This is a genomic window from Peribacillus sp. NPDC096448 (assembly GCF_044762675.1).
In the GTDB taxonomy this organism is placed as follows: Bacteria; Bacillota; Bacilli; order Bacillales; family DSM-1321; genus Peribacillus; species Peribacillus frigoritolerans_B.
This window is the reverse complement of the sequence record NZ_JBIWEU010000014.1, coordinates 1-11,583: the sequence shown is the minus strand read 5'-3', so window position 1 is coordinate 11,583 and position 11,583 is coordinate 1. Positions and strand designations below refer to the sequence as shown.

Annotated in this window: 11 protein-coding genes and 1 pseudogene; 5 read left to right on the top strand and 7 right to left on the bottom strand. The window is 32.9% G+C overall.

The genetic code is table 11. The features are described 5' to 3' along the window. The 3 genes and pseudogenes from ACIQ0C_RS21070 to ACIQ0C_RS21060 all read right to left on the bottom strand — a co-directional run bounded on the left by ACIQ0C_RS21070 (position 1) and on the right by ACIQ0C_RS21060 (position 2,566). Positions 1-1,365, bottom strand: coding sequence for a DUF4179 domain-containing protein (locus ACIQ0C_RS21070; RefSeq protein WP_403063594.1), 1,365 nt, complete (start codon positions 1,363-1,365; stop codon positions 1-3). Further along, the gene (locus tag ACIQ0C_RS21065; protein ID WP_403063591.1) at positions 1,334-1,879 is read right to left on the bottom strand and encodes a sigma-70 family RNA polymerase sigma factor; all 546 of its coding nucleotides are present in this window, start codon (positions 1,877-1,879) and stop codon (positions 1,334-1,336) included. Before ACIQ0C_RS21065 ends, ACIQ0C_RS21070 begins: the two co-directional genes overlap by 32 nt. A 287-nt stretch (positions 1,880-2,166) precedes the next feature. Continuing rightward, a pseudogene (locus ACIQ0C_RS21060) lies at positions 2,167-2,566 on the bottom strand (YjdF family protein). Positions 2,567-2,925: 359 nt separating this feature from the next. Here ACIQ0C_RS21060 and ACIQ0C_RS21055 point away from each other — a divergent pair. Together ACIQ0C_RS21055 and ACIQ0C_RS21050 are read left to right on the top strand one after the other, a co-directional pair. Further along, the gene (locus ACIQ0C_RS21055) at positions 2,926-3,111 is read left to right on the top strand and encodes a transposase (protein WP_403063588.1); all 186 of its coding nucleotides are present in this window, start codon (positions 2,926-2,928) and stop codon (positions 3,109-3,111) included. Positions 3,112-3,138: 27 nt separating this feature from the next. Beyond that, the gene (locus tag ACIQ0C_RS21050; RefSeq protein ID WP_403063585.1) at positions 3,139-3,330 is read left to right on the top strand and encodes a hypothetical protein; all 192 of its coding nucleotides are present in this window, start codon (positions 3,139-3,141) and stop codon (positions 3,328-3,330) included. A 125-nt stretch (positions 3,331-3,455) separates the two neighbouring features. On the opposite strand, the gene ACIQ0C_RS21045 is transcribed toward ACIQ0C_RS21050, so the two are convergent. After that, positions 3,456-3,578, bottom strand: coding sequence for a helix-turn-helix domain-containing protein (locus ACIQ0C_RS21045; RefSeq protein ID WP_403063813.1), 123 nt, complete (start codon positions 3,576-3,578; stop codon positions 3,456-3,458). A 220-nt stretch (positions 3,579-3,798) separates the two neighbouring features. Between ACIQ0C_RS21045 and ACIQ0C_RS21040 the strand changes: the two genes are divergently transcribed. Both ACIQ0C_RS21040 and ACIQ0C_RS21035 read left to right on the top strand, forming a co-directional pair. After that, positions 3,799-4,668: an aminoglycoside phosphotransferase family protein gene (locus tag ACIQ0C_RS21040; RefSeq protein ID WP_402844465.1), complete on the top strand. Its 870-nt coding sequence runs from the start codon at positions 3,799-3,801 to the stop codon at positions 4,666-4,668. Between the two features lie 148 nt (positions 4,669-4,816). Further along, positions 4,817-5,668 carry an isocitrate lyase/PEP mutase family protein gene (locus ACIQ0C_RS21035; RefSeq protein ID WP_403063582.1) on the top strand — a complete coding sequence of 284 codons (852 nt, stop codon included), beginning with the start codon at positions 4,817-4,819 and terminating at the stop codon, positions 5,666-5,668. A gap of 481 nt (positions 5,669-6,149) precedes the next feature. Here ACIQ0C_RS21035 and ACIQ0C_RS21030 read toward each other — a convergent pair whose 3' ends face one another. Beyond that, positions 6,150-7,385: an MFS transporter gene (locus tag ACIQ0C_RS21030; RefSeq protein ID WP_403063579.1), complete on the bottom strand. Its 1,236-nt coding sequence runs from the start codon at positions 7,383-7,385 to the stop codon at positions 6,150-6,152. Positions 7,386-7,408: 23 nt separating this feature from the next. Continuing rightward, positions 7,409-8,518 (bottom strand): HesA/MoeB/ThiF family protein, encoded by a 1,110-nt coding sequence (locus ACIQ0C_RS21025; protein ID WP_403063575.1) that lies wholly within the window; start codon positions 8,516-8,518, stop codon positions 7,409-7,411. A gap of 611 nt (positions 8,519-9,129) precedes the next feature. On the opposite strand from ACIQ0C_RS21025, the gene ACIQ0C_RS21020 reads away from it, so the two are divergent. Then, positions 9,130-9,600 carry a DinB family protein gene (locus ACIQ0C_RS21020; RefSeq protein WP_403063572.1) on the top strand — a complete coding sequence of 157 codons (471 nt, stop codon included), beginning with the start codon at positions 9,130-9,132 and terminating at the stop codon, positions 9,598-9,600. A 1,545-nt stretch (positions 9,601-11,145) separates the two neighbouring features. Here the strand turns inward: ACIQ0C_RS21020 and ACIQ0C_RS21015 are convergent. Further along, the coding region (locus ACIQ0C_RS21015) for a proline dehydrogenase family protein (RefSeq protein WP_403063569.1) at positions 11,146-11,583 on the bottom strand (438 nt) is incomplete at its 5' end.

Sequence of the window (11,583 nt, the reverse complement as noted above, 5' to 3'; positions counted from 1 at the left end):
TTAATTTAAATCAATTTTTACCGATTCTAATTCAAGTGGTATATTCATACTTAGTGAATTCAAATTAACTCTTATTACATAATTGTCCTTACTAAAATCACTAACTGTACCAATATCAAATGTGCTTCGAAATCTTAAATCTTTCTCATCTAATACTTTGATTGAATGTTTCATCGGTTCTTCATAAATACCTTTTTCGGACTCTTTAACTAACGTTATATCATTACGAGCAAAATCTTTAAAAAAAGTAAAATTCCAATTTCTCATGTCTCCATGGTTAACTTGGAAATCGACGATGAAATTGTCTTCCTTTAAAGTCATTTTTTCCACTGTTACGGATAGATTTTGTCGATTAGAATTTATTTCAATAGGAGTTTGCTGTTCCAATGTAACAAACTGATCTTTTTCATGCACTGCCACTTTTGGTTGAATTTCCAAATAACTTGTTTTTTCTTTTAGAGACTGAGGAATTATCATTCTTCCTTTTACAGTTATCTGATGTTCAGATTTATAGGTCTCTAAATCAATACCATCTGACAACAAGGGAATTTCCATTCCTTGGTCGTTGAAAACCTCTAATCTGACTTGATCATGTTTTCCTTCACTTGGAAAAGTTGCTGTGTAATTAATTGCAGTTGATGCTTTTCCTTTAATAATCGAATCAAAATGAACCTTGACGTCTGCACCAATGTTTCTTCTTTCCTCATTTGATTTTATTGTCTCGTATGGTAATTGTTTAATTGGAATATCAAATTTCCAAACTCCTTCTTTTTCTCCAATACTCTTGAATTCAAGAGGAAAAGTAGTATCAGGAGGTAATTCGGATTTCGGATAATTTAGTTGGATATGACCTGAATACCCTTTTTCTGAAGGCTCCATATATACGATTTCTTTACTATCATCTATACCTTCCTTACCATCAAATATTTCATAAAAACCCATAAGCCCACCATCTTGTTCCGTTTTAATGTTTCCTGCCACATTAAAGGTAACACCAATAACTGCTCCATCATAATAAGCACTGGTAATAGATACATCTATACCTTTATTGCTTGCTGTTTCATTTAATTTGGTTATTAATTGTTGAGATTCTAAATTTCTTCCAACTAAGTCATTAAAGTTCATATATACTTTCCCTAGTAAGGGTACTTCAGCCATAACATGTGACATTGAAGGAAAGATAAAACTAGAGGAAATAAAAATAGCTGCTGCTGCCGACAAACTATATGCACTCAATCGCTTTTTATTTCTTTTTGGTGTATCAGTAGAATTTGCTCGTCTTACTCCCGTTTGTATAGCATTCAAAACGTCTTCTTTGGGTACCTCAATCTTCTCATACTCTACTTGAAATTGTTTCTTCTCCATTGTACGCCACCCCTCCTAACAGTTTTTTCAACTGATTTTTTCCTCGGTGAAGATATGTTTTTACCGTATTTTCAGGCACGTTCATTATTTTTGCCACTTCGCTGATTGGAAGATCTTGAAAGTAAAATAGAATAACAGCATTTCGATAATGCTCCTTTAATTGATTTATAGCTCTCACTAAATCTAAATGCTCATCTCTTTTTTCTATTTTTCCAGATGATAGGTCAATAATTTTTTCTATTGGTATTTCTTTCTTTTTCTTTTTCATGACATCAAAGGCACAATGAATAAGAATCTTTGTTAGCCATGTTAAGAAAAACCTTTCATTTTTTAATTGTCCAACTGCTAAAAGAGCTTTATAGGCTGTTTCTTGAACAATATCCAATGCATCTTCACGATTTCCTACATATAGAAAAGCAGTGCGATACAATTGATCACTATGTATGACAAGAAGTTCTTCAAAGGCGTTTTTATTTCCCTTTATCGCCCTTTTTACGAGTTTCATTTCATTCATGTACTGACCTCCTTTCGCTCATTAGAGAGAAGTCGACACAAAAAAGTTTCAACTTTTTTATTAAATTATTAGTAGACTTCCACAATTTTATATATAAATTATACGATAGTGTAATTTAGCAGACACAAACCAGTTGAGTTGCAAATATTCGTTAAGAAGATAATCATAAAAAAAGACCGCCATTTAACGGTCATCTTATAGAACTAACCTGCCCCTTTAGTTCATTAAGAAAAAGAGCTGCCGAAGTGAACTGCATTAGTGAACATCTAACAATTGGAGGTGTAGTTTTACGTTCCACGGTGCTTTTTTTTACGCTTTTCTACCTTTAATTGTCTTTTCTTTTCCTTTTCCTCTTCTATTTGTTCACGAGAAAGTACTTTTCGCTTTTCAAGCTCTAATTTCAATGCTTCTTGAGCTTTGGTAGAGGCGCCTTTTTGTTTCATTTCTTTTCCAACAGCACGAGCTAACCGTTTAGGGTTTATGTGCTGTTCTTTCTTTTAATTAACCTTTACACCTGTTGTAACTCGTTCCAGTAACCTCATCATTATGTGGTTTACAAAGTATTGTACCTCTTCATCTTTTAAGTTCTTTTCCAAAGATATGTTTACAAGCTCTCAAAAACCCATCTTGATTATCTTCAACAATTCCTACCCAGAACTGGCCATCAAAGTAAAGTGTTAATTTCATTAGAAAACCCCCTCTAATTAAATAACAGAGTGATGGACATCCCGAGGGGGGAAGGCTACTAATATTAGTATGATGCAACTAATACGTCTGGACTACCAACCAAACTGTGATTTTTCACTCTATTAACCATTATATGAAAATATATGTTTTTGTAAAGTATTGGTAATGCGTTCCCTTTAGGAGACCATTAGAATCTTTGGTTCATAAAATTATTTTTATTTCATTAATTTAAAAATTTGTTAGTTACTTGTAGATTTGAAACAAAGTTTGATCAAATTAATACAAGAAACCTTGATAAATAAATCTAAAGGGCATGTTTTGAAAAAAGATTCATCAAAACATGCCCTTATAATATTTAATTGGATTATTCTTTTATAAAGTCGGCTAAACATCTTGCCTCTTGGGCTGGTGTGAGTCCCGGAAATTACGAAAGTGCTGGTAAAAAAACGAGTAAAACCACACAAGGTAACAAAGCTTTGAAAACGATGGCCGTTGAGTGTGTATTAGCGACATCAAGGCAAAATAATCGAATTGCTACACATTGAAAAAGAATTACCAAACGGCAGGGAAGAATGAAGGGACGAATCGCTTTTGCCCATTTACTATTAACGATTGCCTACAACATCTTAAAAACTGGCGAACCTTATCATGAACTAGGCTCAAATTACCTTGAAGAAAAACAAAATAACAAAGAATTAAAAATGATCGAATACCTAAAAATGAAAGGCTATTCAATCGCTCCATCTAAACAACAAAATGCATAACCAGTTAAAATAACGAGATAGTATTTATGCCCTTCGAAAAAAAATGAGAATATAGAGGGTTTATTTTAGCATGGCTTTTTTACTAAGGTATTTTCATACAAAAAAGAGCTGCTAAAGTAACCCCATTACCTGATTTTTACATATAAAGTGGAACGTGGAACTCCTGTAGCTTTTACTATGTCATTAACACTCATTCCGTTTGTTTCGCTATAAAGCTTAATAGCTCGTTTTAAAGTATTTTCTGTTATTTTAGCTGTTATTTTGCACCTTCTTTAAGTTCTATTTAGCATTTTAAGACAGTAAAAAAGCTATCTCCACTTGAAGATAGCATTGGTATGCAGACAATAAAATTGTTTAATAATATGAGCTGATACTAGAGCATTTATTTAGTGTAGACTCTCGCTGTTTACGATACAATGATTTATGAGGAAAATAAAGGAAACGACAATTAGGGAGGAATAAATTCTAGTGGGAATTTTACAACAAGTTATTCAGCAATTTCGATTGAATGTTTTATCAATTAGCAGTGTTCCAGAGTCGTATAGCTCAACTGTCTATAAATTACTTTTAAACAATCAACAACAAGTTTTTGTTAAAATCCCCTATTCAAAGACTAAGTTAATGCGAGAATACGAATTTCTTCAAATACTCCAAGATAAGTTAAATACGCCCAGAGTACTAGATTTTTGGGAAGGAAATGATGTGATACCTGGAGCATTGTTATTAGAGGCAATAGATGGAGAAATATGTACAAAGACAATCGATAAAGCATTAGCATATGAGATAGGCTTAAGTCACGCAAAGCTGCATTCCATACCTGCAACGTTCTTTAAAAAAAGTGATACTATTGAAAGATATCAGCCAGAAGAATGGAGAGCATTCATTCAACAAAAATTTGAGTACTTTTCTGAGCATACAAAGGCGATTTTATCGAAAGATTTATTTGATAAAAGTATACACTATTTCGAAAAGTATTTTTATTCTTTACCAACACCAGATGGTCCTTGTTTAATACATATGGATTTTAGACCCGGAAATATTTTAGTAAAGGATAATAATGTGAAAGGAATTATTGATTTTGAAAGTGCACGTTTAGGCTCAACAGAAAATGATTTCACAAAAATTAATCGTGATATTTGGTGTAAACAACCAAATACAAAAGAATCATACATACAAGGCTATAATTCGGTTCGTCCTATGATTAATCTACAAAAAATTCTGCCGTTCTATACTTTTTATGATGCATTTTGTTCTATTGGATGGAGTAAGATACGAGAGGCAACAAAGCATCAAGAATTCATCAAAGAAAACCTAGAGATTTTAAAAAAAGTATTATAATTGAGTTATATAAATTCGAGATCATAGTTCATTCACTCCTTGTGCATTCCCTATTTCGATGATACTTAAAAAATATGATTATGGCTTACAATAAACTTATAGAGGAATGAAAAGTAGTGAAAGTTACTTGGAAAAGGAGAGATACTTTATGAATTATCAGAATCGATCTATAAAATTCCATACATTTCAGCAGCTTCATAGCCAATCATCTACTTTTGTACTGCCAAATGCTTGGGATGCAAGTAGTGCCAGAATTTTTCAAGAAAGTGGATTTAAAGCGATTGGTACAACCAGTGCAGGTATGGCAATTTCGTTAGGTTATTCAGATGGTGAGAACCTTCCGTTTGAAAAATTGATGGAAGCTCTCAAAATGATTGTCAATTCTGTGATTGTTCCTGTAAGCGCTGATATTGAGGCTGGCTATGGAACTTCAATTGAGGAAGTGGTAGAAAACGTTAGACAGATTATTTCAACTGGAGTGGTTGGAATTAACCTTGAAGATGGGACTGGAAATCCGGAGGATCCAATTTTTGATGTTTCAGTACAAGCCGAAAAAATATCTGCAATCAATGAACTGTCTCGATCGTTGAATATGCCTTTATTTATCAATGCACGTACTGATCTGTATTGGCTAAATATTGGTGACTCTGTGTTTCGGCTTCAGTCTGCCATTAATCGGGCAAAAGCTTATCAAAAAGCAGGGGCAGACTGTATTTTTATTCCTGGTGTAAAAAATATTGATACCATTGAAAAGCTTAGACAGGAAATTTCTTGTCCAATTAACTTGTTAGCTGGGGAAGGTACACCTTCTTTGAATCGGCTATCTGAAACTGGAATTGAGAGAATTAGTAGTGGGTCTGCACCTTTTAGAGCAACGGTAACATTATTAAGAAAAATTAGTGAAGATATTATTAATCATGGAAATTTTCAGCGAATGATTGACGACGTTATCACATATAAAGATGTGGCTGAATTGATAAAGCCAAGCACAGATATGTAAAAGAAAAATAAATAGTTGGCAGAGTGGTATTTTCAAATTAGGAGATCTAACCACATGCTCATCAAATTAAATTTTCTTTATCTTCTAAAGCGAAGTAAAAATCCTTCCACAGCAATTATAGATAACTTATTTTTTAGATTTTTAGTGACAATCCATATTTTTAGCTGCCGAGTTGCGACGTTCTCTTATTTAGCAAAGTAACAAACCCTCAGCACTAAGAAATCGAGGTTCTACGTAGGTACCATCTTACCATTAGTAAAATAATATCAGGCTGATAATGCTTCCATATTAACTGGTCACACACCTTTTTTAGAATAGTACCATCCGTCTTGAAGTCTTTTACCAGAAAACGAAAGCCACATTGCATATGCAATGTGGCTTTCGTTTGGCTTAATCTTCAATCTTCAAGAGTTATTACTAGCGAATAATATAAAGGAACTAAGTATATGACCTTGTGTACAGTAAATAAATTTTAATTTATTCAATCAGTTCCACTAGTTACTTCATTATTAACATGTTGATTTTTTTGAAATAATGTCGTTTTAATTCCTATAAGAGATACTATTACCGTAAGAAGGCCAGCTAAAATAAATATTACTTCTACATTTACATATTCAGCAAATATACCTGACAGCATTCCACCGAAAGGTAAAGCCAAAAAGGCTAACATGCGCGTTGAGCTAATAACACGACCAAGTAAAGCAGATGGAACTACTTCTTGTCGTAAAGTAAACCAATTAATTGCCAATAAAGTAACTGAACCTACAATTATTATTCTACACGCTATTAATATTATTAACAGTCCTTGAGACATTGTTAATGCTGTTTGCCCTAACCCTATTAAGATTCCAGCAATTATGATTACATTCCCTCTAGGTAATTTGTTTAACTTATTGGCGAAATAAATGGCCAAAAATGATCCTAGTGTCTGTAAAGAAAACACTAATCCAATATATTGAGAAGATAGATTCAACGTACCTTTTAGGTAAAACATGAATAAAGATTCCATTGCTCCATATCCTAAATTAACTAAAAATATAAAAATAGTACCTATTAATATTTTTTTAGTCTTAACTACGTAATCAATACCTTCTTTAATAGAAACAATAATTGATGTATTGACGATATTCTTATTCTGATATTTATTAGCTATAAAACCAATAAACATCGCTGAAAAGAAATAAGTGACAAAATTAAAATATAATAGGTTATGTGCTCCAATTACAGCTATTAAAATACCAGCTATAGAAGGCCCTATAAAAGTAGTTAGAGTTTCAGATAATTTAAATAAAGAATTCCCTTGAATTAAGTTTTTTCCTTGCAAGGTTTCTGGAACTATAGATTCAAAGCTAGGATGATAAAATGCACTAACAGAAGATAATAAAAATGCTATAACATAAATAACCCAAACCTCTAAATGATTCATTAGTGCTGAGATAGGAATAACAATAACTAAAATAGCCGAGAAAATATCTCCTATCAGTAAGATGTTCTTTTTACTGATTCTATCTGCAAATACTCCTCCTATCAAACTAAATAAAACTTGAGGAATTATCTCTAACACAAAAGTAAAAGCCATTAAACTTGGTGATTTTGTTAGTTCATAAACTAATAAAGGTAATGCAACTTGAAAAAAAGAAGTGCCCAATTTACTAGTTGTAGCACTAAGAAATAAAAATAAAAAGTCTTTGTTTCTTAATACTTGATAAGATTTCATACTTACCCCTTTTTATAATATATTTACTGAGTTAATGTTACAGGTATTGAATAACAAACAGGGCATTTTTTTTGTCTTTCCCACTCTGAAATAGAATATGTTTGGTATGTCGAAAAGTTTAATTCCATCATCTTACCTAATGACTTTGGCTTACTAATACCAGTAACTAGTCCTAAAAATTCATTAACAATAGCTCCAGCTAACATAGCTACATTAGGACTAATTGCTGCATTATTTCTCTGGAAGTTTACTTGATTCATATTATTAAGTTGATCATCAATAGCTACATCACTGTCTATTACAGTCTGTTTATGGCATTCTACACAACCAGTTTCCCCAGGTATCATAGAATAAAAACGCCCTCTAGTATTTAATACTCCACCAGAAACTAAAGGTTTTCTTAACTTGACTACAGCCTCATTTACCCAGTCTTGAATATGCAATGTTGGTTTATCAGCTACACAAATGACATATTCACTATTTTTAATATGGTTCATAACATCTTCTGCACATTCTATCCGTTTGTTTGTAATATTTAAGTTTACATTAGGATTAAACTTAGAAATTCTCTTCTTAGCAAGTTCCGTCTTTAATTCATTGATGTTTTCTTCTGAATATAACAACTGTCGATTAAAATTACTTAACTCTAAAGTATCAAAATCTAATGCGTTTATGTTATGAAATCCTAATGCTGCTAGATGGTATAGTATCTGGCTACCCAACCCCCCAATACCTAACAACGCAATATTAGTATTCATAATTTTTTCTTGGATCTCAAACTTACTATCTTCTAAAGATGTAAAAAGTGAAAAAAAGTTTAAATTTGCCTTATATCGTTCTTTCTCATATTCTCCCATTACTTTAGGACTGATAGAGCTGTCTTCTAAATATTTTTCTTCATCTAATGATTTAATGGCTTGATGTACTTCTTGAGATGTAATATTTGGAAATTTCAGTATTACTTTCTCGATAATTTCATCAATAGTATTTTCCCCATCGATTAATGAAATTAAATACTTAATACTACCATTAGGATCTTCAATGATTCCTGCCACTCCATCTTCTTCACCTATATGTATTTCATCATTTACAAAAAACACAGGGATAGTTTCTTTAAATTTAGGTTTGACCATTTAAAAATCCTCCATTTTATTTAAATAGGGAACTATCTGACGATAGTTCCCTATTCTTAAAATTTTTGAAGTTTATACATTTAGCTATTATTAACCTGGGAAGCTATATAAAACTGCAGCTTTTTTGCTAGTTTTTTGAACTTTAACTGTCATGTTTAACACCCCCGTTTATGTAATAATAGAATGAATAATTATTAACCTGGGAAACTGTATAAAACTGCAGCTTTTTTGCTAGTTTTTTGAACTTTAACTGTCATACTTAACACCTCCATCCCTCCAAGGTGTTTTCATAATATTACCAATTAAATAAAAATTCAATAAGTTTATAGTAATTTATTGAATAACAGGAAAAAAATACTAAATACAAAAACAATTTATGGGTACGATTAACCTATGTTTATGTCATAAGACCTTGTTAACAAAAATGGTTGGATTTGATTCTAATTGATACGAAAATATTTATTTTGAAATGAAGCATTTCGTTGCAACCACCCCACTTACAGAAAGATTTATTTTGGGAATATATCCAAATAAAAGAACGAACCTTTGCATTTTATTCAGAGACTCTAGTAAACTTAATTTATAAGGTTGAATAGAAGGGAGAAATATAATTGAACACTATTGATTTCTTAGTATTAAACCTAAAAGAAACTAGAAGACGAAGTATTACTGTATGGCAAGCAATTTCTAGTGACAAATTAAATTGGAAGCCAGATGAGATGGCAATGACATGTTTAGAAATGGTTCGTCACGTATTAGAATCTGAGTATTATTATTATCTAGCTATTAAAAATAGAGGAAGTGTGAAGGATTTTCATTCTCCATTTGAAAAAAGACCGTATATATCAATTGAAGATGAATTAGATTTTGCAGAGATTTATCACAAACAATTTTTACTTGCCGTTCATTCCTTTTCTAATGAAGATCTAAGTCTAATTAAAATTGATCGCTCTGATGTAGGGTATGTTCGTTCATTAGGAGATATGTTAATGCGTATCGCATATCATGAAGCAGTGCATACAGGGCAACTCTTAGATTATTTAAGGACAATGGAAGTTGAACGTCCTAATATTTGGGATTAATACGAAAATTCCTGTAATCTCAACTATGATAACTAAGAAAATGGAGGAAATCTCCTAGAGGGGTATAGGAGTTTTAGGATGAAAACATTGACATAAATCCAGTACAGCCCATCCAATTTCGTACATACTTTCTTCATTCCAAAAAGTTTGCCAGTAACCAACAGAACCCACTGCTTCTAACTCTGGTAAAAATGTAATGCTAAACATACATCCCTTACTACCAAGCTTAAGATACCGTTTGTGACGTTTCAAAACCTGTTCTTTACGCTCTCTTGACCTCCAAGATGTTCGATCATCTCTGGAGCGTTTATCGAAAAAGTTTATCAAGGTCCTTATCTCCCAAGGCTTAATGTGAATAATGTGGTTTTTGCTTTGGTGTGAAATCTTCTTCATCCCTTCCACTTTTCTTAATTTATTCTTCCTTTACTGGGAGCAAAATTTCTTTATTTTATGATAACTTGTTAAACTAACCTTCCCCTTTAGTTGCATAAAGAAAAAGCTGCCTTAAAAACAGCTCTGATCTTCAGCTAACGCACCCGTTAGCCATCCATGAAGCGCAAAAATCAGCGCTTCACCACAGAGAATGAAAATTGGTCTCTATGTCGATAATGTTTTAATGGCTGGCGAAGAAGGTCGTTGAACTATGGTGCCTTTGAGCCCATCCGTTAGTCTGACTCCGGCGACCACGGTGTACCACCGACTGTCGCGCCCTTTATGGGTAGCACTCATGGGAGATTAATCCTTTTTTGGTCGTCGCGCCAGCCTCTACTTAATTTGCTATGATTGGAGGTTTTTGTTTAACGATTGACCAAACTCAATCAGATCACTCATAAGGCTCAGCCTTTTTTAAAAAGCGTTTTTACTGAGTCTATTTTGTTGTGGTTTTTTCCGGATTTTGAGCTTTTTAATTTTCATGGGAGTTCATTAAGGGGTACTGTCATGGTGGTACCCCATGCCAATCAAGCTAAGAAAATAAGTCCCCCCCATAACGATAAATTGAGCTTATAAGTTACAAGAAAGTCCAAAATTTCATTCTGGGGGTACTACAAAACTTTAACTTGATGGCAATGGGGTAGCACCAGGGTACCCCCAACATTAAATTGACAGGTGCACTCAATTTGGAAAATTGTAGCTTTGGATAACTTTAACCTCTACCTTAAGATAAAGGTTAAGGTTAAGATTAATGTATTAACTAACTTATAAATATCATAACATTATCACCTTTTTTTGTTCCTTAATGGGGTACCCCCACATCGCCATCAAGCTAACAATAACGAGTTACCCCAAAACGATAAAAACGAGTAAGATGCACAAAATTTTCGTTCTGGGGGTATTATGATTTCTTCCCTTGATGGGCATAGGGTACCACCAACAATTTTAAATCAAAAAATCGATTTCTTGTACATTAAGAAATCGATTTTTTATTTGTCTTAATGAACTAAAGCACCCATTAGTTCATTAAGACTTATGTAGAGTTGAAATAAACTGAGAAATAAAAAAAGGCAGAGCTCAATCATTCTGCCTTTAAAATATCCATGGTCTTCTTTATTCATAAAGGGAGGTCTGTAGGTTTTTTGACTCAATCATATCAGACACAAACGTATACAGATTTGGTGGATGCTCTGCAATGCGATGTGCAAGATACAAGTACCATTCCGTTCCATATGTGACGTACACCTTCGTCTGGAAATTCTCATCTCTCAGTGATTTAAGTAAATCTGGACGAACACCATCTAACATTTCTACTTCAGTATATGGATTGGCTATCAGTCCATTTTCTTTAAGTGCTGCGACAAGCTTTTCATCATGTGTTGCTATCGACAGAGGATGGTTTCTTGCCACACAAGCCATAACAAAATCTACGTAACGCTTATCTAGTTCTACAGACCGTGGGATATACGTACCTTCTTTTTCTTGATAAGCACCTTTTACTAAGCGGATTTTCCCTTGAAATTCCAGTAATTCTTGCAGGTCAAATTGGGA

Coding starts and splice junctions, on each gene's coding strand:
- ACIQ0C_RS21070 (WP_403063594.1), bottom strand. CDS start 1,365: ATGGAGAAGAAACAATTTCAAGTAGAGTATGAGAAGATTGAGGTACCC.
- ACIQ0C_RS21065 (WP_403063591.1), bottom strand. CDS start 1,879: ATGAATGAAATGAAACTCGTAAAAAGGGCGATAAAGGGAAATAAAAAC.
- ACIQ0C_RS21050 (WP_403063585.1), top strand. CDS start 3,139: ATGAAGGGACGAATCGCTTTTGCCCATTTACTATTAACGATTGCCTAC.
- ACIQ0C_RS21035 (WP_403063582.1), top strand. CDS start 4,817: ATGAATTATCAGAATCGATCTATAAAATTCCATACATTTCAGCAGCTT.
- ACIQ0C_RS21030 (WP_403063579.1), bottom strand. CDS start 7,385: ATGAAATCTTATCAAGTATTAAGAAACAAAGACTTTTTATTTTTATTT.
- ACIQ0C_RS21025 (WP_403063575.1), bottom strand. CDS start 8,518: ATGGTCAAACCTAAATTTAAAGAAACTATCCCTGTGTTTTTTGTAAAT.